This window comes from Symmachiella dynata, from assembly GCF_007747995.1.
Lineage (GTDB): Bacteria > Planctomycetota > Planctomycetia > Planctomycetales > Planctomycetaceae > Symmachiella > Symmachiella dynata.
On sequence record NZ_CP036276.1, the window covers coordinates 7,224,524 to 7,247,380 of the forward strand.

17 protein-coding genes are annotated in these 22,857 nt (G+C 55.2%); 6 read left to right on the forward strand and 11 right to left on the reverse strand.

Annotated elements, in window-relative coordinates; all coding sequences use genetic code 11:
• Positions 1–6: 6 nt before the first annotated feature.
• The 10 genes from Mal52_RS27565 to Mal52_RS27610 form a co-directional block, all read right to left on the reverse strand.
• Entirely contained in the window at positions 7–1,128 is a 1,122-nt protein-coding gene (locus Mal52_RS27565) for a vWA domain-containing protein (RefSeq protein ID WP_145380059.1), read from the reverse strand.
• A 108-nt stretch (positions 1,129–1,236) separates the two neighbouring features.
• Positions 1,237–2,313 (reverse strand): vWA domain-containing protein, encoded by a 1,077-nt coding sequence (locus Mal52_RS27570; RefSeq protein ID WP_145380061.1) that lies wholly within the window; start codon positions 2,311–2,313, stop codon positions 1,237–1,239.
• A 3-nt stretch (positions 2,314–2,316) separates the two neighbouring features.
• Positions 2,317–3,351 carry a hypothetical protein gene (locus Mal52_RS27575; protein WP_145380063.1) on the reverse strand — a complete coding sequence of 345 codons (1,035 nt, stop codon included), beginning with the start codon at positions 3,349–3,351 and terminating at the stop codon, positions 2,317–2,319.
• An 8-nt stretch (positions 3,352–3,359) separates the two neighbouring features.
• The gene (locus Mal52_RS27580; protein ID WP_145380065.1) at positions 3,360–4,235 is read right to left on the reverse strand and encodes a DUF58 domain-containing protein; all 876 of its coding nucleotides are present in this window, start codon (positions 4,233–4,235) and stop codon (positions 3,360–3,362) included.
• An 85-nt stretch (positions 4,236–4,320) separates the two neighbouring features.
• A complete protein-coding gene (locus tag Mal52_RS27585; protein WP_145380067.1) occupies positions 4,321–5,334 on the reverse strand; it encodes an AAA family ATPase in 1,014 nt (337 codons plus the stop codon).
• Between the two features lie 378 nt (positions 5,335–5,712).
• Positions 5,713–7,077 carry a sigma-54-dependent transcriptional regulator gene (locus Mal52_RS27590; protein WP_145380069.1) on the reverse strand — a complete coding sequence of 455 codons (1,365 nt, stop codon included), beginning with the start codon at positions 7,075–7,077 and terminating at the stop codon, positions 5,713–5,715.
• A gap of 48 nt (positions 7,078–7,125) precedes the next feature.
• Positions 7,126–8,580 (reverse strand): sensor histidine kinase, encoded by a 1,455-nt coding sequence (locus tag Mal52_RS27595; RefSeq protein ID WP_145380071.1) that lies wholly within the window; start codon positions 8,578–8,580, stop codon positions 7,126–7,128.
• A 328-nt stretch (positions 8,581–8,908) separates the two neighbouring features.
• Entirely contained in the window at positions 8,909–11,548 is a 2,640-nt protein-coding gene (locus Mal52_RS27600; RefSeq protein ID WP_197534507.1) for a zinc-dependent metalloprotease, read from the reverse strand.
• Between the two features lie 169 nt (positions 11,549–11,717).
• A complete protein-coding gene (gene trxA / locus Mal52_RS27605) occupies positions 11,718–12,332 on the reverse strand; it encodes a thioredoxin (protein ID WP_197534508.1) in 615 nt (204 codons plus the stop codon).
• Positions 12,333–12,660: 328 nt separating this feature from the next.
• Positions 12,661–13,524, reverse strand: a complete 864-nt coding sequence (locus Mal52_RS27610; RefSeq protein WP_145380073.1) for a BamJ family beta-barrel-assembly machinery protein — start codon at positions 13,522–13,524, stop codon at positions 12,661–12,663.
• A 431-nt stretch (positions 13,525–13,955) separates the two neighbouring features.
• Between Mal52_RS27610 and Mal52_RS27615 the strand changes: the two genes are divergently transcribed.
• Positions 13,956–15,188, forward strand: coding sequence for a hypothetical protein (locus Mal52_RS27615; protein WP_145380075.1), 1,233 nt, complete (start codon positions 13,956–13,958; stop codon positions 15,186–15,188).
• Positions 15,189–15,240: 52 nt separating this feature from the next.
• On the opposite strand, the gene Mal52_RS27620 is transcribed toward Mal52_RS27615, so the two are convergent.
• On the reverse strand, positions 15,241–18,717 hold the full coding sequence (locus Mal52_RS27620) for a protein kinase domain-containing protein (RefSeq protein ID WP_197534509.1): 3,477 nt from the start codon (positions 18,715–18,717) through the stop codon (positions 15,241–15,243).
• 249 nt (positions 18,718–18,966) lie between these two features.
• Here Mal52_RS27620 and Mal52_RS27625 point away from each other — a divergent pair, with 249 nt between their 5' ends.
• The 5 genes from Mal52_RS27625 to Mal52_RS27645 all read left to right on the forward strand — a co-directional run bounded on the left by Mal52_RS27625 (position 18,967) and on the right by Mal52_RS27645 (position 22,810).
• Positions 18,967–19,284 carry an ArsR/SmtB family transcription factor gene (locus Mal52_RS27625; RefSeq protein ID WP_197534510.1) on the forward strand — a complete coding sequence of 106 codons (318 nt, stop codon included), beginning with the start codon at positions 18,967–18,969 and terminating at the stop codon, positions 19,282–19,284.
• A 61-nt stretch (positions 19,285–19,345) separates the two neighbouring features.
• Positions 19,346–19,906, forward strand: coding sequence for a rhodanese-like domain-containing protein (locus Mal52_RS27630; protein ID WP_197534511.1), 561 nt, complete (start codon positions 19,346–19,348; stop codon positions 19,904–19,906).
• 47 nt (positions 19,907–19,953) lie between these two features.
• Positions 19,954–21,366, forward strand: coding sequence for an MBL fold metallo-hydrolase (locus tag Mal52_RS27635; RefSeq protein WP_145380081.1), 1,413 nt, complete (start codon positions 19,954–19,956; stop codon positions 21,364–21,366).
• A 25-nt stretch (positions 21,367–21,391) separates the two neighbouring features.
• Positions 21,392–22,228, forward strand: a complete 837-nt coding sequence (locus tag Mal52_RS27640) for a sulfite exporter TauE/SafE family protein (protein ID WP_145380082.1) — start codon at positions 21,392–21,394, stop codon at positions 22,226–22,228.
• 48 nt (positions 22,229–22,276) lie between these two features.
• Positions 22,277–22,810, forward strand: coding sequence for a hypothetical protein (locus Mal52_RS27645; RefSeq protein WP_145380084.1), 534 nt, complete (start codon positions 22,277–22,279; stop codon positions 22,808–22,810).
• The last annotated feature ends 47 nt before the right edge of the window (positions 22,811–22,857 follow it).

Consider the following 22,857-nt stretch of genomic DNA (forward strand, 5'->3'; position numbering starts at 1 on the left):
ATCAGGTCACGCCGCATGGGTGTGCTTGGAGGTGCGATGGGTTGAGGATTTCGAATGTCTCGTCGGTTTCAAAGGTGCGTCTTGCGGTGGCGTTTCGACACCGTAACGGTGAGGGACTGCCGAGGCTCGTTTGCTGCCACTCAACAGCGTATCTGTTAAGAGCAATAACAATGCCAAACCGACAAACCATTGGTACCGCGGAATGTAACTATTGATACGGGCGGTCTCGAAATCTTGCTCATTCACTTGAGCGACGTATTGACGATAGACGCTCGCCATGTCGACTTGCTTCGTTCCCGCCGGAATGTAGGCTCCGTCGGTTTTCAAGGCGATTTGCTTCAGGACTTCGCCGTTCATCTTCGACCAAATCTGCTCGCCATTGTGCGTCAGGTAACTACGATGCCGCGGAGAAGATTGAACCGGCACCCGCGAACCTTGTTCGCCATCGCCCAGTCCCACGGTGAACATGCGGATTCCATTGGCTTGATGCATTGCTTCGGCCACCGCCACAGGGTCACTTTCATGGTCTTCACCGTCGGTAAAGATCACAATGGCCTTGTGGTCGGAGGTTTTATCTAGAAATGCCTCGGATGCCATGCCGATCGCATCGCCGATTCGCGATCCGCCGCGATCGACTTCGTGCGGACCAACTTCGTCCAGCGTCCGTTTGAAGTCGTTGTAATGACTGGTCAGCGGAATCTTCTGACGGACGTCCCCGGCGAAGACCACCAGCCCAACACGGTCACCGGCCATTTCGTCGACCATATCCTTAATCTGTTGCTTCGCCCGCTCCAGACGGTTCGGCGTCACGTCTTCGGCCAACATCGACCGCGAGACGTCCAGCAGGAACATGACCTCGATACCCTTTTGCGGAACCTCACGCCAGGTCTTGCCCCAACGGACATCGACCAAGGCCAAGACCATGGTGGCCAAGGCGGCCGAGACGATTCCCAATTTGAAAATTCGTCGGCGTCCCGAAGCGGGAAACAGGAACGGCGTCAGGTTTTTGGTGGCGAATCTTGCCACAGCGCGGCGATTTGCCACGGCTGCGGCGACGGTCACCGCCACAACAGCGGCCACCAGCCACAAGTAGTTGAAGTTGGCGTAATTGCCGATTTGAATATCCATGACACGTCTTTCCGGTTATGAGTAAAGCGTCTATGAGGAATGCGGGAATTATTAGGTCGGGTGCCACTGCTGGAGTCTGCTGCAGTGGCACCCTTTGTCCACGGGTTGCTAAACAAGCCGTCGGAACATCGTATGACTAAGCACAACCTGTGCCACGAGTGCGAAAAGTGCTAACAGGACCAGCGGAGGCATCTTCATGCCGGCGACTTGCACCGGTTCGATCGCCCATTCGCGATAGTCCACATATTGCTTCTCTTCCACGCGGCTCTTTTCGAGTTCATCAATCTTTTCGTAGATGGCTGCCAACGAGGCTGTGTCGGTGGCTCGGAAGTAGTTGCCGCCGGTCAGCTCCGCGACTTTGGTCAACGTCTCTTCATCGATATTGACCTCCATCATCCGGTACTCCTTACGCCCAGTGAACGGGTCGACCACCGGCACCGGAGCTTGTCCTTGGGTGCCGACGCCGATCGTGTAAATCTTTACGCCCAAGGTCGCTGCCAGTTCCGCCGCTTGGATTGGATTCACATCCCCGGCATTATTCTCACCGTCCGTCAGCAGGATCATGACCTTGCTTTTGACTTTGTCGTCCCGGTCGTTATCCAAGGCAGTCAGTTTTTCGACCGCCAATCCCATGGCATCACCGATGGCGGTGCCGTCTTCATTGCGGTCGTCGACGATTTCAGATTGATTCAACTGTGCGACGAGAAACGGGTGGTCCAGTGTCGGCGGGCTGATGCCATCGGCATGCCGTGCGAATGTCACCAAACCGATCAAATCGCTGAACCGTCCTTCCAAAGCCTCGCCGCCGGTAATGAATTTGCCGGCGACGTCTTTGACCGCTGTCAAACGGTCAACCGGTTGTCCTTCGACTTCAAAATCCATGGCCTGCATACTGCCGCTCCGGTCGACCACCATTTCGATGGCAATCCCTTCAGATTCGCTGACCGTCTGTTTACGGCCTTCTTGCGGCCGTGCTAAAGCGACGATCAACAGCACCACAGCGGCAATCCGCAATGCGGGCGGGACCCAAGCGAGGCGTTGTTTCCACGTCTTGGGAAGATTTTGTAATCCGCTCGTATCGCTGAACGCGACCGAGGTCGTTTTGCGTTTTCGCAGGACATACCAGGCCACAAACGGCACGGCTGCCAGTAGTATGAGAAACCAGCTAGATGCGGTGGTGAACATGATTTATGCCTCCTGAGCGACGGGGTTAGGGTCGGATTGTTTACGCGTCGGAGCGGTCTCCGCCACAAAGCGACGCGCCGTTTCCATCGCCTCATTGCCGTCCGACGTCGCCGGGCAGTAACTCGCGAATTTGACGATGTCTGCTTGCGTCAAAAAGTCCTTTAGTAATTCACAATGTTCGCGGCTGAGTGTTTCCCCGTCGCGAATGTGTGCCAAAAACTCGTCCGTTGTCAGTCGAGGAGCGGCGATTTCAAAACGACGCTCGATATAGATGCGTACGATGTCGGTCAGGCGCGAATAAAACAGTTGCACCTGTCCTTGCTCAACATGCTGTTCGTCAACCAACCGGTCCATCTCGGCCAAGGCCCATTGTTCGGCGGTCAACTGTCGGCGATTCCGCAGTGCGACAACCAGTAACAAAGTCGCAATTGCCAATCCGGTTCCCCCGGCGATCCACCAAGCCGTATAAGTCGGCGGAGCGGTGATCGGCAGATCGACGACCCCTTTCAGGTCACGAAACTGCGTCGGATCCGCCTGGCCTTCCAGAACGCTGGTGATCGAAATCGGAATCGACTGCGAGGTAATCACGCCATGTTGCGGGGTCTCCCCCCGTTTGTCGGTGAATGCCACCGCGATCTCGGGAATTTGTTGATCCCCGGAAAGCAGTGATTCCAACTCGTAGACCCGCGTCCAACTCCGCTGGTCTCCCAACGGAATATCCAGCTTGTCGGTTACGTCGACGACATCCAGTTGCCCCAGCGAAGTGGGCTGCTCAGGGAACGAGACAGTCACCGATTCGGGAACGACCACCGATAATGTCAGTCGAATCCGCTCCGCAATTTGCGCCGCAGAGCGATCGACCGTGGTTGTCATTTCCGCGGGACCGCTGTGTGTGGTGAATGCCACACCCTTCCCCGCACCGTCCGCAGGCGTCGATTGGGCCTGCAGTTGGCCTGCCAGCAACAGGATGGCCGCCGCTGCGAACGCAGAGCACGTGAACGTTCCGCGTCGTTTCATTTTGTTATGTGATATTTTCATCAGACGGCTCATCGCCGAGCCTCCCGTTTGTGAAAGAATTTTCGAAGTGGATCGACGAAGTCGTCGCCAGTTTGAATGTGAATCGGGTCCATTTTCAATTTCGTGAACAGTGCGTCCCGTTTCTCACCGACCCGTTTGGCATGCTCGGCATACAACGCACGATGCCGGCGGCTGCTCGTATCCAAGGTGACAATCTGGCCGCTTTCCGCATCGCGAAGTTCGACTAATCCGACGTTGGGGATTTCCAACTCGCGTTGGTCACCCACAACGACCGGAATCACGTCGTGTTTTCGCGTTGCGATCCGCAAAGTTTTTTCGTAATTGTCATCTTGGAAGTCGCTCACCAGAAACACGATCGAACGGCGTTTGACCGTGCGATTGAGGTGTTCCAATGCAGCCTTAATATCCGTGCCGCTCCCCATCGGGTTGCAGTACATCAATTCCAGAATCAGCCGCATCACGTGACGCGAACCTTTCCCCGGCGGCACCACTTTTTCGATGCCGTCGGTGAATAGATTCAAGCCGACCTTGTCATTGTTCTTGATGGCGGAGAATGCGAGCGTTGCTCCCAACTCCGTCACCAATTCCCGTTTTGTCTGATAGTGCGTCCCCAGGCCTTGTGAGGCACTGAGGTCGACCAGCAACATGACCGTCAACTCGCGTTCCTCGCGGAACAATTTGACGTATGGCTCGCCGTAGCGGGCCGTCACGTTCCAGTCGATGCTCCGTACATCGTCACCAACGTGGTAGGGACGCACCTCCTCAAACTCAACGCCGCGGCCTTTGAAGGCCGTATGATATTGGCCGCTCAACATGTCGTCCGCCAAGTGCGACGTGCGAATCTTGATGCGGCGCAGTTTGTTTAATAATTCCAGGGGAATCATCGAATTTAGACCTCACTTTCGTTGGCCACGATAAAACTAGAACACAACCCGCAGGGCCCGCCATGCGGACTCTCTGCACCTTGGATTAAGGAACAGGGATGTGTTCGATAATCGCCCGGACGATATCATCCGACGTCTTGTCTTCCGCTTCGGCCTCGTAAGAGATCACCACGCGGTGCCGAAGTACATCCAAGGCAATGTCCTTAATGTCCTGCGGTGTCACATATCCGCGACCATGTAGGAACGCATTCGCTTTGCCGGCCAACGTCAAATTGATCGTTGCCCGCGGCGAACCGCCGTACTGGATCAACTCGTTGATCGGCAATCCGTATTCACTGGGGTTCCGGGTCGCCATCACCAAATCGACAACGTACTCTTGGACTTTGCCATCGACATAGATCTCGTCGACCAACTCACGCGCCTGGGCGATTTCTGCCGGTGAGGTCACCGCACAAATCTCCATCGAACTCTTGGTCTTGGACATCCGCGAGAGGATTTCCAGTTCCTCGCTGCGGCTGGGGTAATCGACCACGACTTTGAGCATGAAACGATCCATCTGTGCTTCGGGAAGCGGGTAGGTCCCTTCTTGCTCAACGGGGTTTTGCGTCGCCATGACAAGAAACGGCTCATCCAACAGAAACGTTTCGGATCCGATCGTGACTTGCCGTTCTTGCATCGCTTCCAACAAGGCACTTTGCACCTTGGCGGGAGCACGGTTGATTTCGTCAGCCAAAATCAGGTTCGAGAAGATCGGCCCTTTTTGAATGACGAACTTTTGATCTTGGGGTTGATAAATCAACGTTCCCAACAAGTCGGCCGGCAACAGGTCCGGAGTAAACTGCAAACGCTGAAAGCCGGTGGAGATTCCTTTGGCCAACGTCGCCACAGCTGTGGTCTTTGCCAATCCGGGTACGCCTTCGATCAACAAGTGGCCGTTGCCAAGCAAGCCGATCAACATGCGGTGCATTAATTGTTTTTGCCCGACAATCACGCGGCCGACTTCGTCCAACAGACGCTGAAACGGTTCGCTACGAATTTTGGCCTCTTCGGTCAATTCGTTGATTTGAGCATGAGTTTTTGAATCGGTCACAGTCGCCATGTCATCATTCCTCGCGGAGTATCAGGCACCGCCTTGGAGCGAGGCGGTGCCGATGGGAAAGGATTAGGTTTCGTGCTCCGGTGATGACAAAAGCAAAGTGCGTGCCAATGCGAAAACGAACGCAAATCCCCTGAAAAACTGCTAAAAACACATGTTTTCGCATGGGGCAGAATGCCCCACGGGGGAAGTTCGCCCCAAGCGCATCGATGATCGATCGGGGGATGGCGGGAAGCAAATGGGAGCGGGTGCCTCAGCATGCTTGACGGGTAGTGCGTTTGCTCGCAGGGCGGATAACTTTGGGGAGCGCGCTTGGTCTCACGACACTGCCGGACAAGCCGGCAGTGGCACCCTAACTGGCGAGGCAATTCTTGAAGCGCCTCAGTCGTTGTCGACGCCGTATTGTTTCAGCTTGCGATACAGCGTCTTGCGATCCAATCCCAGCACGCGAGCAGCGAGCGTTTTGTTCTGGTCGACGGTATCCAGCACATGCAAGATATAGCGGCGCTCGACTTCCTCCATCGAGACCAACTCCATCGGATCGGCGCCGCCGATGAAGACTTGCGAGGACTGGTAGTTGCGGATTTTCTCCGGCAAGTCCTCCACGGCAATTTTGTCGAACCGCGTTAAGGCGACCGCTCGTTCCATGATGTTTCGCAGTTCGCGAATATTGCCCGGCCAGGAATAGCTCAGCAGTTTTTCGGCAGCCTGTTCCGAAATCCCCACGATTTCCTTTTTCGCACGTTCGGCAAATTGCTCGACGTAGTGTTGCGATAACAACAATACATCCATGCCCCGCGACCGCAGCGGCGGTAGTTCGACTTGGATCACATTGATGCGGTAGTACAGATCCTCGCGAAACCGATTTTCCTCGACAGCCGATTCCAGATCTCGATTCGTAGCAGTGAGAATGCGGACATCAAACGGAATTTCCTTGTCACTGCCGACGGGACGTACGCGGTTTTCCTCCAGGGCCCGCAGCAACTTCACTTGCATAGCCATCGGCATTTCGCCCATTTCGTCTAGCAGCAACGTGCCCCCTTCTGCTTCCAGAAACAGTCCTTTGCGCTCGGTCCGTGCATCGGTGAACGCGCCTTTGGAGTGTCCGAACAACTCACTTTCCAGCAAGGTTTCCGACAATGCCGCACAGTTCACCGCAACGAATGGCTTCTCAACGCGGCGACTTTTTTGATGAATCGAGCGTGCCACCAACTCCTTACCGGTCCCGCTTTCGCCGGTGATCAGCACCGAAGCCTCCGAATCAGCAATCCGCGCCAGTTGATCATACAAACCGTGCATCACCTGGCTATCGCCCAGCATTTCGCCGAACCGCCCGGTTCGCTGCACGGCCTCGCTGAGGACCTGCACCTGCTGTTGTAACCGACTGTGTTTGCAGGCCCGCTCGATCGTCAGGGCCAACAGGTCCATTTCGATCGGCTTGGTGACAAAGTCATACGCTCCGGCGCGAATCGCAGCGACCGCTGTTTCCAGGCTGCCGAAAGCGGTCATCACGACGACCGGGATGTCGGGGCGGTTATCGGTGATTTGTCGGCAAAGTTGCAAACCGTCGGTGCCGGGCATCCGTACGTCGGTGAGCACGACGTCGAACTCCTGCTCCTGTACGGTACGCAGCGCATCATTCGCGCTGGTGCACCACGAGGATTCCATGCCCCGCAAGCGCAGATCGGTGTCGATCAATTCGCACATGCTCTGTTCGTCATCAACAACTAGAACTTTGCCGTTCATGTCGGTTCCCATAACCTGACTGACCACTTCCAACTGGTTTTAGAAAACTTAGGATTCTGCCGGCGCCGATTTCGGGAGATACACGGAGAAACAGCTGCCCTGTCCGACTTCACTTGTCACCGAAATCCACCCGCCATGCTCCTGCACAATGCCGTAGGAAATCGACAGTCCCAACCCCGTCCCCGCTCCGACATCCTTGGTGGTAAAAAACGGTTCGAAGATGTCATGCAAACGTTCTTCCGGGATTCCAGAACCATTGTCCGTCACATCGATCTGATAATACTCGCCCGCCGCCAAATTCACATCTTCCGGCGGTTGCACATTCGTGTCTGCTAATCGCACGTCGACTCGACCGGCATCCTCCATCGACTGGACCGCATTCATCACCAGATTCGTAATCACCTGCTGGATTTGCCCCGCGTCGACATGGGCGGGAAAGGCATCGCCATCCGCTTCCACTTTAAGCGTCACGTGGGCTTTGTCGGCATAGGGCCGCAGCAGATCCACCGCGTGATCGAGCACTTGCCGCAAATCGGCCGCTTCGCGCTGTGGCGTCGACCGCCGCGCGAAATCCAGCAATTCGCGGATTATCTTAGCAATGCGATCCGCTTCGGTCTTGATCACGACGGCACTTTTTTGAATTTCCTCGTCGTTCAGTTTTCCGCTGGCAATTAAGCCGGCGCGGCCGGAGACGACGTTGAGCGGAGTTCCCATTTCATGCGCAATCCCCGCCGCCAAACGGCCGACGGTCTTCAGACGATCCGCATGCCGTAATTGGTGCTCGGTTTCGATGCGGGAGGCCGTCTCAGCTTGGATGGTGTCGCGCTGCTCGGCCAATTGATCGCACATCTCGTTGAGGGCCATCGCCAATTGGCCCAATTCGTCTTTGCGATTCAGGTGCAGCGGTTCAGAAAAATCGCCTTGGCCGACGCGTTTGGTCTTTTCCACCAATTGAGTTAGTGGCCGTCCGATCATACGAAGGCCACCGACGATCAGTATCGCGCCACAGATTGCCGCGACCGCCAACACCGAAAGCACCGAATTGGTGATCGTCTCCCGCATCCGTTCTTCGACCGGATCGGTTGGTTCCGAAACGTCGATTTCCCCACGGGTTTTTCCATCGATTTCAAATGGAAATATTGTATGGACACGCCTGTTGCCGTTGCTGTCGGTCACCGTCTCAGTCACGGTCTGATCAAGCCGCACAAATGCCAGCGCTGCCGGTGTTTCTCCTGGTGCATTGTCGTCCCTACGCAAGTACCGGATCGTTGTTTCTCGTTTGGTCGAAATCCGCACGACATGTTCGACCTCGCTATGGCCCCCCTCGTTCCAGGCGTCGAGCAGAAGGTGAGGCTTTATCGATTCGACAAGATCCGCGGCGTGCTGTGCATGATCCTCGGTAAAATCCGTCGTGTCCTGCTGAATCGTGAGATAGCTGAACAGCCCCGTGATGGCCACCACGGCCAATAAGAACATCAGCATGATTTTCGAAGCAAGTTTCATGACACTTTTCCGCGGTTCCACATCCCAATCTTCATAGCCCTCACTTGTGCCAATGCTACGTGACCCGCTCCAATTTGGGAAGGAGCCAACCGAGACCCATGGTGCCGCCAAGATGATGTGTTTCTTTTGCCTTTAGAAAAAGCACGGAGAAGCTGCGGCTTCTTGCTCTCATGGCGGCAGGCGGGAGCCTGCCCTACAACGACTTACCAACACTACCTATTAAATCGCCGCTGGCAGCGCGAACGGCCGGTCGTACGATCCCCATTGGATCGCCGACCGGTCCGTCGGGCTACAAGGACGCACAAGTGAACGTCGAAAAAATCAATAGCTAAGCCGTCTTAGAAATCCCCGCATCCAGGATTTTTCCGATACGAAGGGAAATGTCCTGCAGATGAGAACGGGTATAAATATCCAATTCGATCTTGCCGGCCAACAGGTTGTCGATCGTATGCTGCAGTTCGCCGATTTTTGCTGCGGCCACAACCGCCGCATCGCCTGGTTGTTTCAAGACCAAATGCGACACCCTTTCCAAATAACTCCGCTGCAAGTTGCGGCGAAGACTGCTGATGGCAGGTTTCCGAGCCGTATATTCTCCAGGTTGGATCGCATCGACTTCACTGAAGACCGATTGGGTCAACCGGGAAATCAATTCCGCAACCGTCAACGCATCCTGATCGGCCGGCGTTTTCAGCTCGTTGTCCGCCACGCGATCCAAGGTTAACGGAGAGAGTAACTGGTCCAGGATTCGATTTTGCCACAAGGCAATCGTTTCGTGCACCGGAAAATCGGAACGATCCGCGACATCACTTCCCCAGTGCGACCACCGCGCCGGGCTCATGTGATTGAACAGTTCCGGCGGAATCTCATAAGCCGCGTCGCTGAAGACCGAGTCCTCCAACAGTTGCAGCGCCTCTCGCTGTTGGGCGGGCGACACAATTTCCGCCGGATTCTTTGCTCCGGCATCTCCCTGGTGGCTGCGATTCATGCGAACGCCCCCCACATAACGCGCTGCGAAATGCATGGCTTGTCCTTGAATCGATAACAAATTATTCAGCGACGGACGCACGCGTTGATAACCCTTTCCGTCCGACGTCGCACGCTCCACAACTTTTGGCAACAGTTGACGCACCAACTCACTCCGCTGGCGGGCATAACCGATCAGGTCATTTCCCAAATCGAAACGATTCGCATCCGGATCGGGATCGATGCCCCGCGTATCTTCGTCTGTCGCGAAGATCAGGCCCGGCTCCCCGCTCCGTGCGGCGATGGCCTGTAATAGCGGAACTTCTCCGCGCGGACCGCCCGGTAGCGGCGCGTAACCGTATTGAATGGCCCAGATGTCATAAGGACCAATCGTCGTCGAGAAATAGTCGCCTTGCTTGTCTTTATCCGGCACGATGTTGGTCGGCAGATAGTCCATCACCGACGCAGCCAAACCGGTTTGGCTCGTGAGTTCACGATTCTGCAGTTCCTCCAAGCTGCGAAACGTGCTTGCTTTGAAATTGTGACGTAATCCCAACGTATGGCCGACTTCATGCATCACGACCTCCTTCAGTCCCTGCATGACGGCCGTCTCCTTCAGTTCTTCCAATCGCTCTCCCTCGGCATGCAACGGCAGTACACTATGCACCAATGCTAACTGGTGGGACATTCCCTGACAGTTGCTGCAGTGGTGCGCGTGTTCGGCGGCGGATTTCTCTGCTTGCTGCTGCCGATAGGTTTCGATATCCAGCGCTCCGCCAGTCATTCCCGCCACATCCTCTTGCGTGAGCGTTTCAATCTGCTTGCTCCACGATTTGACAAAGTCGGCGTCGAGAATAATATCGGCATCCAAAATCTCGCCGGTGTACGGATTGATCCGTGATGGTCCCATCGCGAAACCAGCATTGGCCGTCATCCAGCGGAAGGTGTTGTAATTGATGTCCTCCGGATCCCAAGTGGCATCGTCGGGCTGCTGACGCACTTCGATCGCGTTGAGAATTCCAGCTGCTTCGAATGCCTTATTCCACTCCGCTATTCCTTCGCGGATCGGCTGACGGTATTTGTACGGAACGGTGTTCTCGATCCAGAAGACGATGGGCTTTTTCGCCGGCGACAATTTGGCCGACGGATCGGCCTTCTGCACATTCCAACGATTGATCAGCCGCACGAATTGATCGTCGCCATCGTTGTCCGAATAGTCTTTTACTGCTGTCACAAAGTACCCCACACGATCATCGGCCAACCGCGGACGGTAATCCGACGGGGTCAACCGGCTGATCGAATAGTGCACGTGAATCGTCACACCGCGCGTATCGGCCACCGTGTCGATCTTTACATGGCCGCTCGAGGCGTACGTTGCCGCCACTTCCAGCTCGACATTGTTCTTGAAACCCTTAACCCCGGCCCAATTCGAACGATCCGCCGCGAATGAGAATCCCGGCAGTACGTGCGAAATCTGGGGCAGATCGGACATGAACACCTTAGTGATATCAACCAAATCGCCGCCGTGCGGGCCTTTGGTAATCACCGGCAGGCTGAATAGCACGCTATCGGTAAACGCATTGGTGACGGCTGTCGATTCTGGGCTACCGTGATTTGCCCGAAAACGAATATTACGGCGGACGATTTGAATGCGGTCGTCGACCTTCTTAAATCGCCACACCCAGTCGTCATCAAATCCCCAAGTCATGCCTCCCAAGAGTGGGGTTTTGCCGATACCTCGAGCGATTGAGGTGAGCACTAAGTATTCGCTACCGAGTTGTTGAGGCCCCATTTCCGCATAGAGTTTGCTCCCTTTGCGGTACAGCGGCACGACCCCTTCAATGGCCGTTGCCCCTTTGAGGATTTTTTCGTACGACGGTTTGCCGGCTGTATCCGCGGCTTTCGCAGCGCTCTCTCCACCGGCAATAGCGGCGGGTACCCAGAGTGCCATCGGTACGATTGCGATCGCGACGATGGCACGCTTGGCGAAACTTGTGACTCGCATGACTGCTCCTCTTCGACTCGCTGAGGGGTTTATTTTAAGTAACCGGCTGGTCGGCCGGATTGGCTGTATCAGGGACTCTTGAACCCGGCTCACGTGGAACCGGGTTCAAAAGTCGTTGCACATCAAAAGGTGCTTGCAACAATGATTCCTTGATTTGTTTGTTGCCGTATTACAGCAACGTCTTGCTCGGTGCGGAGTGAGAATCGATTCTCGCTCGTAACTCCGCTTTACGGGCCGCTCCGACAACCTTTTCGACCGGCTGTCCGTCCTTGAAGACCATCAACGTCGGCAGGGCTTTGATGCCGTAGCGGGCCGCGATTTGCGGATTGTCATCCACATCCACCTGTGCCACCACCGCTTGACCGCCCAGTTCACCCGCCAGTTCATGGATCACCGGTTCGATCATCCGACACGCGCCGCACCAGTCCGCTCCAAAATCGACCAACACCGGCAAGTCGTTGTCGAGCACCACCGACGAGAACGTCGCATCGGTGACATCCACCGGCTGCCCGGCCGCGGCTTGGGGCACTGCTGTGTGCGGGACCCGAGCTTGTGGAGCACGAGCGTGCGAGATGGCATCGCGACGTAACTGTCGTTCGACTTCCCGCGTGGGGTTATTCGTCACAGCGGGTTGAGCGACTTCGGCTCGCTCTCGTTCAATGATGGTATCCATCGTTGTAAACTGCGGTCGCTGCCGTTGCGGGCTTTGCAGTGACCACCACAACGCCAACCCACCCACTGAAACCGCGACTGCCAGATAAAGTTGTATGCCTTGATTCAACATGTTTTTCTCCTTGTGCCAACCGCGAAATTGCGGTCTGTGGTTGTATACAGCAAGCGGCGTGCCTAACCGAGCCAACGTTAAGAAACAGGCAAAACACCCGCGTTTTTACATGTTTTTGCAATCCATCGAGCCATTGCGCTGGGGCATAATTCCCCAAGCGACGCCTTCTGCCCCCGACGATCAGTTCCAACGTCCTGTTGTTTGCCGCATGAACTCACGCGACCTCGACGACCGCGCAAAAAAAACCCGCGCCCGGCAGATTGACTTGCCGGACGCGGGTAACTGCCAGGAGTTCACCACGCTCCTGTCTCATCATTTGCTCAGCAAATCACTCCGTCGCTGTTTTGGCTTCGGACAGATTCACCGAAAGCGGTTTGGACGGTTCTTGTTCCATCACGTCCAACAATTCCACTTCAAACACCAACACTTCGTTGGGTCCAATTGCCCCACCTGCTCCGCGGGGACCGTATGCCAACTCCGCAGGAATATACAATTCCCATTTCGCTCCCGGGGACATCAACTGCAAAGCTTCCGTCCAACCAGGAATGACGCCGCCGACGTTGAACTCGACCGGCTCGCCACGCTTGTAGGAGCTGTCAAATTCTTTGCCGTCCATCAATGTGCCGCGATAGTGCACTTTGACGCGATCCGATTCGGAGGGCTTTTTGCCGTCACCCGCTTTAATGACACGATATTGCAGTCCGCTGGCGGTCTCGGAGACGCCCTCTTTCATTTTGTTTTTCGCGAGAAAGTCCTCGCCTTTCTTCTTCGCTGCTTCACTCATCTTGGCATGTTCGGCCATCAAGGCTTCCATTTGCTGTTTTTGAAAGGCCGTTAAAACAGCCGTCATTTCCTCATCGGAATATTTCGAAGCCTTGCCGGCCATTGCATTGCGAAATCCTTCAATGAATTCGTCCGCCTGCAACGGGAGCTTCTGTTCCTGCATACCCTGTGCCACATTCGTACCGATGATGTAACTGAGAGCCTTCAAATCGACTCCCGCCTCGGAGGCGTTTGTTGCCTCACCCGCTTTGGATTCGCCAGAGGACGCTTTCGCCGATGTGGCGGCCGTATCCGCTCGCGCCGTTTGCAAGCTCCCCTGCATTAGTCCTGTACTTGCAGCAACAGCCCCCACACCCAGCAAGGCGCCCATGGCAATGGGGTACTTCATTTTTGAAAAACTGAAACTCATCTCAACGTCTCCTGGTTCGTGTTTAGAAGGGAAAGCATAAATGGTTTTGCACCGGACCAACTTGTTTTGTTGTTGTGCCCCCGTGCGGTTTTAAAACACAAATGCAATCGACGTGCCAAACATCTCAGTCCCGTTCCGCTGGAGATGGCAAGCATGCATTTCCACCTAGCCCGCTAGGAGAATATGCGTTTTTTAAATTTCTAATTCGCGTGAATCACTCATCCGCTTCCGGCGTGCTCCCAGCGGGGCAGGCTTCCCCAACGTGGCGCTTTGCCCCGTTCTCCTCACGGTTCCCTAGGCCAAGTCAATCAACGATCCGCTTTACCGAACCGTTTGCAAATTCTAAACGGCGGGTGAGGTACCAATTGTCCTGTTCCGGCTAAAACAAATAGCCACCAGGTCACAAATTCATTTGTCTGATCGGGAGACGAATGAGTAAACTGGTCAGCGCCGTTCAGCCGGCGCATCGCAAAAGCGTTGCACAGTCTACGGCCACGCATCTCTGGAGAATGTGCAAGATTTTGAGTGACAACCGATTTCGACATCAGCAATACACAAACGCTCCGCCGGCGACGAGATATCACCTCCTCCGCGCGGATCCCGGTCCAGAATTGGACAGCGAAGAGTTTCGCGTGCGCATGCGGGCCGTCGGCGAGAGATTGCGGGCCGCCGGTGTTTCGTCCCTCTATCTGGTGCATGGAACGTTTGTGGGCGGAGACGCTGCCGGATTGTGGTTGGAATTGTCGCGACTGCTGCCCGCTTACGGCGATGTGCTGCGACAGTTGAACAAACAATGGGTGGACGCCACCGTCGGCGAACATGGCAACTTTACCGCTCAGTTTGCGCAGAAGCTCGAAGAGTCACTCAACGATGGCAGCGAACGACAGATTTCAGTCCGCGTCTTCCATTGGTCGAGCGAAAACCACCACATCGGCCGTGCCGACGCTGCCGTCCGGTTGTTCGATGAATTGGACAATCGAAAGGACCAAGGACGGATTTTGCTTTGGGGTCACAGCCACGCCGGCAACGTCTTCGCGCTGTTGTCACAGCTGCTCGCGGCTGACAATGCGACAATCGACCTGTTTTTCAATACGGCGCAGGTCTTTTTTCGCAATCCAATGACGCGGCGGATTGATCTCCCCTGGTGGCCGGATGTCTGGCGGCGGCTCAACGATCCCCACCGTGTGCTGTCTGCCGACCAATGCGATTTTGTCACGTTCGGGACACCCATTCGTTATGCCTGGGATCCCCATGGGAATGCACGACTTTTGCATTTCATCAATCATCGACCGCGCGAGGGATCCCCCGATTACTTGTGCCCTTTTCCACCCACGCTCGACGACATCATACATGCAGCGGATGGCGACTATATTCAGCAACTAGGCATCGCGGGAACCAACGTGCCTCCCGGCGTCCTTGCGTGGCGGAATTTCTTGGCCGACCGCAGGCTCAACCAATTGTTGCAGCACAACCTGCGGCTGCGCGATCTTCACGAGCGTCTCAAGCTGGGAATGCGTGTTCCCGAACAAGGGGTCTCGCTGTTGTGTGACTACGGCACACCAACCGGCAACATCGCACGGCACCACGCCGGTCATGCGGTTTATACACAACTACAATGGCTGCTTTTTCACGCTGAACAAACCTGCGCGTATTTGTATGGGTGAAACCTCAAGGCGTCGCCTTCAAGCAAATAGAGTGTTCAATGCCTACCCAAATTCACTGGGGCGACACTTGAACCGGATTCTCCGTATCAATTCGCCAGAGAAAAATATTGCTCGGCTGAGTGCGAACAGCCTCTCGCCAATTGGGGTGATTCCACAGTTCCACCCGACCTGACCATCCACCAGCGATGATTGTCTGGCCATCTGGTGAAAAGAGCAGATGTTGGAAACTCCCTCGCCCCCCCGGAATGGGCAGTGAGAGCAGTGCCTCCCAATGACGCAGGCGCCACAAGCGTATCGCTGTGTCGTCAAATGCACCGGCCACCAGTGCATTCCCGTCCGGTGAAAACTTCACGGATCGGTAAATGGAAAAGCCTCCTTGCAGTATTTCGATCTCTTGATTGTTCAAATAGTCCCAAAGAGCGATCTCGCCACGCTTTAATCCCAGTGCAATCGCGTGGCCGTCGGGTGCAAATGCCATAGCTGTTGCCGCCATGGGAGTATTGAGGCGACTGGGCTGCAAAAATCCTTTGCGCCCGAAAGGGATAATCATGTTTTGGCCGGAATTCGTTGCAATCCATTTGCCGTCACTCGAAATTGGTATCTGCAAGTTTTCACCATGCAAACTTCCATGCCCCAGGGATTGGTTATCGAGACGGTCGTTTGTCACCATGTCCCACAGCGAAATGGTATTCACGTCGCTCTCCCATGCATTGCTGCCAACCAGCAAACGTCGATTGTCGGCCAAAATTGCCAATTGCATAGGGACACCCTCTTCGAGACTTATCTGAGACTGTTCCTTATAAGTTAACGAATTGACAATGCGGACGATGCTCTTGACCGATCCATGTTCCAGACCTCCGAGTGCCAGATGTTCGCCATCGGGTGAAAATGCTAGCGAGAAAATGGAATCGCCCGTTTCTTGATGGACGAGGCGTGGAATCTCCGCAGCGATGTCCCAAATTTGCCACCCTCCGCTTGCCTGACGCGGGTCCCTCGTACCGGTATGCTGACCGAGCGCCAAAAACCGACTATTCGGGGAGATCGCGATGCCTTGTAACCCCAATGGTTCCGCGGCAAGTTTCGTACGATGAAAACCGGCAGAAATGTCCCACACGCGCAGTCGGCCCGCACTGTCTCCCGCTACGAACAGTCGACCGTCCGGGGAAAAGTCCATTCCCCAAAACGCAACGCCGTCATTCTCAATCACATGAGCGATACTTTGCGTTGGCAGATCCCAAAGATAAATCGGCCCATTGCTGCCCACCGATGCCATCGATTGATCGTCCGGCGCGATCCGGATGGCTTGCGCCGTATCCTCTTGCTGCCCCACTAATGAAATCCAACGAATTCCATTCTCGACGCTATCAAATCTGACATCGCCACTGTCGCCGCAATAGGCCACATATCTGGAATCGTGTGTAAATACGGCGGAACGGACCGATGTGCCGTAGCGACGTGTTTTATCCAAAGTGTAGTTCGTCGTGTTCCAGACGATTGACGTGCTGTCGCGGCTAGCGGTGACCAACCACCTCCCATCTTTTGAGAACTCGACCGATTCGATCCGTCCGCGGTGTGCTTGAATCGAGTGACGTTCCTCCATACTGTCCAAATCCCAGACCTTGAGCACTCCAGCATCATCGGCCGAGACCACGTCCGATGTCAGCGGCGAAAACGCCACACCGACAACCATTGTCTCATGCCCGGTTAATGTGCCGATTTCCTTCCCCGACTCCACTTCCCAGATTCTGACCGTATGGTCGTCGCTTGCCGTTGCCACGCGTGAACCATCTGCTGAGAACGTTACGCAGTTCACTTCATTCGAATGCCCCTTTAGAGTTTGCAAGCGTTGGCCGCTGGCCGCATCCCAGATATGGGCCAATCCGTCGCTGCCCGCGGTTGCAAAGGAGCGGCTATCCGGCGAAAACCGGATGAAGTAAATGTTATTGAGATTGTCATCCTCGTGAGCGTGGGCGTCGAAGGAAGTGAGCAAGACCGGCGGTGGCGCGTAGTCTTGAGGATGCGCAAGTTTCCACAGGTAATGCCATTCAAATCCCCGCAGATCGCTGTTCCCGTCCTGCGGCAAATGGGGCTTCAGCAATTCTTGTATCGCCGTGGATGTGTTGGGTTGGTCCTTGATACGAAAGTAACTATCGGCCCAGATTTCACCGGCACGTTTGACGTCACTGTAGTATTGGTCTTCGCGCAACACTTCGGGATCGCTGGCGCTCGCACCGTTTCCATCGAAAACGGAAACCGCTCCGCGAGGCATTGCAAACCAAGCGACCAAGGAGACCAAAGCGGCAATTGCAACGGCTCCCATCAGGACACTGACGCCCGAAAATTTTCTGCGGTTCACCCAATGCACCGTTTTACGCAGCGTGCCCTGTCCGCGCGCAAGAATCGGCTCACCACGAAGAAACCGCCGTAAATCAGCTGCCAAATCACCCGCCGTCGCATAGCGTTGCGCAGGTGTTTTCTCCAAACACTTTAGACAAATCACCGCTAATTCCCGGGGAATCTCCGGCCGCTGTTTGCGGAGCGAAGGAGGTTCTTCGGAAACCACTTTTTGCAATGTCTCGAGGACTGTTGCTCCCATGATCGGCGGCTTGCCAACCAGCAGTTCATACAGGATCACACCTAGCGCATAAATGTCGCTGGACTCATCAACATCCTTCGTCCGGCCGGCGGCTTGTTCGGGTGACATGTATTGCGGTGTTCCCAAAATCGCACCGGTTTGTGTCACACTGCTGTCAGCCGCAATAAATTTAGCGATACCGAAGTCTGTGATGCGCGGAATATATGCGTATTCACTCCTCTTTGGCACTGACGGATCCGGTTCCAACATGATATTGCTGGGTTTCAAGTCGCGATGGACGACCCCCTGACGATGGGCATATTCGCTGGCCTCCACCAATTGTGCGACCCATTCGGCTACTTTCCGGGGATCATTCACCAAACCTTGTGCGCAACGCCGCGCGATCCACATTGCTAAATTTGGACCCGCGCAGTATGCGGAGAGGATATACCGGCCTTTCTCGAATTTTCCGGCTTCGTACACCGGAATGATATTCGGATGCGTTAGCGCTGCCGCGGCGCGCCCTTCGCGCAAAAAACGACGATCCATATCATCTGAAATCGAGGCATCCATACGCGGAATCTTGAGCGCGACCTCCCGATTCAACTGCGGATCAAACGCCAAGAGGACGACCCCATTTCCTCCCTCGCCAATTTTGTCCAGTACTTTAAATCGGCCAAAATGTTTGGGGAACGTCCGCGGTTCCGAGGACTGCTGATTTGTCTGGGCATTGGTCAGCGCGACGGTTGCGTCTCGATGAGAGATGAAGCCGGCTAGATCCGTCTCATACAACTCTTTGAGCATCAACAGAATTTGCAATTGTTCCGAACCGAAGCGTCGCAGGGCGTCGGCTTCGATCGCCGCTGTCTCCCGGCCCTCGCGCAGGGCCTCCTCAAACTCGTCGAGCAAAACAAGCCATTTGAGATCCTTCGTCGGTGAATCGTCAAAGCTCACAATTCTCATCCCGTCGCAATACGGTGATGTCACATCAATCGCCGCTGCTCGACCCGGTTGGTGCTGAGCCGTGGCGCAGCACTCAATTATCGTAACGCGCCCAAGTGAATTCATGAAGCACCACAGCCCTTTTGTCACATCCGGGCCAATTCCCGTCCCAATTCGTTAGCGCGCTCCAAATCCCAAAAAACTGTGAAAACACTCATTGACATGTCGCGAGTTGACGATACAATGAAGTAGGAGCCAATCATGAAAGCAAAAAAAACAAAAGCAACGATCGCCCCAATGGAAGCGTTTGGACAAGCAGCAGAATGCCTCAAGGCACTGGCGCACCCGGCGCGACTCCGCATGGTGCAGCTGTTGCTCGATGGCCGGTACACCGTCGGGGAGTTGGCAGAAGACTGTGATATTCCCAACAATGTGGCGTCGGAGCATCTCCGATTGATGCAGCGTTGTGGTTTTTTGACAAGCCAACGCGAAGGGCGCAAGGTGTTTTACGAAGTCGCTGAACCACACTTGGCTGACATCATGAAGTGCATCGAAAGCCGGTTTCTGGCAGCCCCCTGAAGGAGACTGCTTATTTTTTTGACACATATATCATAACCTTACGATATTACGAGGTATTATCATGGCCACGCTAAAAACGATCTCAGTCCAAGAACTGGCGGAAATCGGAGACCAAAAGAAGGTCGAATTGATCGACGTCCGCACTCCGGCGGAATTTCGCGAAACACACGCAACCATTGCTCGCAACGTTCCACTGGATGCACTCAACCCGGAAAAACTGCTTGCCGACCGAAATGGTTCAGGGGATCAACCGCTGTATGTGATCTGCAATAGCGGCAATCGGTCAAGCAAAGCGTGCGAGAAACTGATCCATGCCGGTTGCGAAAATGTGGTGAATGTGGAGGGGGGCACGCAGGCTTGGGAACAAGCCAATCTCCCGGTCGTCCGCGGCAAGAAGACAGTCTCACTGGAGCGGCAAGTCCGCATCGCCGCCGGCAGCTTGGTGTTACTGGGCAGCGTGTTAGCTTTGACGGTGCATCCCTATTTCGCCGGACTGGCCGCCTTTGTGGGAGCGGGCTTGGTATTCGCCGGCGTGACCGACACCTGTGGCATGGCCATGCTGCTCGCCAAGATGCCTTGGAACCGCGTCAGCAGCGACGATCAACAATGCCGTGTTGCTTGATGCCCGATTCCATCAGCGAACACGAAACAGATGAAAGGAACAATGTCATGTACTTCCAACGTTATTACTTAGAATGCCTGTCGCATGCCTCCTACATGGTGGCCGACGAACAAACGGGCGTCGCTGCAGTGATTGATCCACAGCGGGATATTGAAATCTATCTCGAGGATGCGAAAGAGCACGGTTTTAAAATCGAGCATGTGATCCTCACGCATTTCCACGCCGACTTTATCGCCGGGCACATCGAACTGCGAAATCAATGCGGAGCTAAGATCTATCTCGGCAGTCGCGCCGAGGCCGAATTTGAATTCCAAAGACTGGGTGACGGCGATGCGATTGAATTTGGCAACGTACGGCTGCAGGCGCTGGAAACACCGGGGCATACGCCCGAAGGCCTCTCGATCCTGGTCTTCGACAAGAGTGTCGACAGCGAGCAGCCGCAATCGGTTTTAACAGGCGACACGCTGTTCATCGGCGACGTCGGTCGGCCCGACTTGTTGGCATCGATCGGTGTCACGGCCGATGAATTGGCAGATATGCTCTACGATTCGTTGCACAACAAATTGATGAAATTACCAGATGCGACACTCGTTTATCCTGCGCATGGCGCTGGATCGATGTGTGGTAAAAACTTGAGCGACGCCGCCTCAAGCACGATCGGGGAACAGAAACAATACAATTACGCGCTGCAGCCGATGACGCTGGAGGCGTTTAAGGAATTAGTCACCGCCGAACAGCCCGAAGCTCCTGACTACTTCGTGCACGATGCCATTTTGAACCGTCAAGAACGACCGGCAATGGACGAAACCATGCGTGACAAGTTGCGTCCGCTGGATGTCGACGAAGTCTTAAGCCTGCAGCACTCCGGCGCACAAATTGTCGATGTCCGCAGCGCTTTGGACTTTGCCGGTGGACATCTGCAAGGAGCGCTGAATATCGGCCTGGATGGAAAATATGCCACATGGGCCGGAACGATTTTAGACAAAGACCATGAGATTGTGGTCATCGCTGAACCTGGCCAGGAACAGGAAGCTGTCATGCGACTCGGACGGATCGGCTTTGATAACGTTGTCGGCTATTTACTTGGGGGGCTCAATGCCCTGGACGATCGCCCCGATCTTTTGCAGCGGACCGAACGGATTACGGCACAGGCACTGGCCGAACAACAGTCGGCGGCCAGTCACTACTTCATCCTCGATATACGTACGCCGACGGAGTATCAGCAGGGGCACATCGAGGGGAGCTACAACATACCGCTGAATCACCTGGAGGAACGGCTGCAAACCATTCCCAGCGATGAAACTGTGGTGATCCATTGTGCGGGAGGCTATCGCTCATCTCTGGGGGCCAGCTTATTACAAAAACATGGGTTGGAAAACGTCCTCGACTTAGTCGGCGGATTTGGGGCATGGAAAGCGTCTCAATTGCCGCAAGTCCCCGCGACCGCTTCAACAACTTGAGTCACAAGATCATATAGGTAAACTCATGGAGACCGTCATTCTCAGCTTGGGCTTTGGTCTCGTCATTGGGTTGGCTTTGGGGCTGACCGGTGGGGGCGGATCGATTTTCGCGGTGCCATTGTTGGTGTATGCGATGTCTGTACCGCCACACGAAGCTGTGGGGATTTCGCTGGCGGCCGTCGGGGCGACAGCCGCCTGGGGTGTGATCCAACATCTACGAGGTGGTCAAGTCGAATTCCGTACAGGGTTGCTCTTCGCCGTGACCGGAATGCTGGGAGCGCCGCTCGGCACCTGGCTGAATTCATTGATGCCGGAAAAGCTATTGATGCTGCTCTTCGCCGGTTTGATGTTGGCAATCGCGTTACGCATGTGGCGCCGCTCGACAGCATCGAACACAGCAACAGAAAAGACTGCTTGCCCCGCTGACGCAACCGTGGAATCGCCGAATGAGGCAACGTGCCGCCGCGATGCCCAGGGCCAACTGCAATTGACATCGCGCTGCGCGGTGCTGTTGATCGCACTGGGGTTTGCCACAGGCATCTTATCGGGACTGTTCGGAGTCGGCGGGGGATTTGTGATTGTCCCAGCACTGGTGTTATTCAGCGGTATGCCCATCCATCGCGCCGTTGCTACCTCGTTATTGGTGATCGCCTTAATCAGTGCGTCGGGGATCGCGTCCAACCTGCTTGCCGATCGGCCCCTCGATTTTCACATCGCAGCGCTGTTCGCGGGAGGTGGGATTGTCGGTTTGTCGATGGGGACCCAACTGGGCCGTCGGATTTCAGGAGCTGCATTACAGAAGGGATTTTCCATGGCCGTTGTGGCCGTGGCGGTATTGGTGGTCACAAAAAGCATGTTTTAAAAAACGGGTCTCTGGTGAGCGGCCGTTTCATTTCAGTGGAGAACAATCATGAGTACGACACGACGGATATTCCTGGCAGCGTTGGGCGGACTTCTTAGTTCGCACTTTGCCGGTCCTCTATTGGGTGCACCACAGCGCGGGCGCGGTAGACGGGGACGCGGCGGCGGGCGGGGACAGAATGACCCGCAATTCCAAAGAGATCGCACCGTATTTCAATATCTGTTAGCGAATCACAAACAGATTCGGCGCGAGGTCAAGAAACTGCCCAATGGTGTGGAGACGGTCACCGAATCGGACGTGCCGGAAATCGTCGCCGCGATTCAGGAACACGTCGCTGCCATGCATCGCCGTGTTAAGAACAAACAACCGATCCGGCAGCGCGATCCCTTGTTTGCAGCCTTATTTCGCAACGTACAATGGACCTCGATGACTGTAAAAAACACCCCCAAAGGGGTGCACGTCGTGGTCACGTCGGAAAAAAAGGCTGTCGTCCCGTTGATTCAAGCCCACGCCCAAGTTGTGTCGGCATTTGTCAAACTGGGATTCGTGGAAGCACGCAAGAACCATGCTGTTCCCAAATAACCGATGCGCGTGGCTGTCGGATGTCAAACTGACCTCGATGGTCGGCT

Coding starts and splice junctions, on each gene's coding strand:
- Mal52_RS27570 (WP_145380061.1), bottom strand. CDS start 2,313: ATGTTCACCACCGCATCTAGCTGGTTTCTCATACTACTGGCAGCCGTG.
- Mal52_RS27600 (WP_197534507.1), bottom strand. CDS start 11,548: ATGCGAGTCACAAGTTTCGCCAAGCGTGCCATCGTCGCGATCGCAATC.
- Mal52_RS27590 (WP_145380069.1), bottom strand. CDS start 7,077: ATGAACGGCAAAGTTCTAGTTGTTGATGACGAACAGAGCATGTGCGAA.
- Mal52_RS27575 (WP_145380063.1), bottom strand. CDS start 3,351: ATGAAAATATCACATAACAAAATGAAACGACGCGGAACGTTCACGTGC.
- Mal52_RS27640 (WP_145380082.1), top strand. CDS start 21,392: ATGGAGACCGTCATTCTCAGCTTGGGCTTTGGTCTCGTCATTGGGTTG.
- Mal52_RS27615 (WP_145380075.1), top strand. CDS start 13,956: ATGAGTAAACTGGTCAGCGCCGTTCAGCCGGCGCATCGCAAAAGCGTT.
- Mal52_RS27630 (WP_197534511.1), top strand. CDS start 19,346: ATGGCCACGCTAAAAACGATCTCAGTCCAAGAACTGGCGGAAATCGGA.
- Mal52_RS27580 (WP_145380065.1), bottom strand. CDS start 4,235: ATGATTCCCCTGGAATTATTAAACAAACTGCGCCGCATCAAGATTCGC.
- Mal52_RS27565 (WP_145380059.1), bottom strand. CDS start 1,128: ATGGATATTCAAATCGGCAATTACGCCAACTTCAACTACTTGTGGCTG.
- Mal52_RS27635 (WP_145380081.1), top strand. CDS start 19,954: ATGTACTTCCAACGTTATTACTTAGAATGCCTGTCGCATGCCTCCTAC.
- Mal52_RS27625 (WP_197534510.1), top strand. CDS start 18,967: ATGAAAGCAAAAAAAACAAAAGCAACGATCGCCCCAATGGAAGCGTTT.
- Mal52_RS27610 (WP_145380073.1), bottom strand. CDS start 13,524: ATGAGTTTCAGTTTTTCAAAAATGAAGTACCCCATTGCCATGGGCGCC.
- Mal52_RS27585 (WP_145380067.1), bottom strand. CDS start 5,334: ATGGCGACTGTGACCGATTCAAAAACTCATGCTCAAATCAACGAATTG.
- Mal52_RS27645 (WP_145380084.1), top strand. CDS start 22,277: ATGAGTACGACACGACGGATATTCCTGGCAGCGTTGGGCGGACTTCTT.
- Mal52_RS27595 (WP_145380071.1), bottom strand. CDS start 8,580: ATGAAACTTGCTTCGAAAATCATGCTGATGTTCTTATTGGCCGTGGTG.
- trxA (WP_197534508.1), bottom strand. CDS start 12,332: ATGTTGAATCAAGGCATACAACTTTATCTGGCAGTCGCGGTTTCAGTG.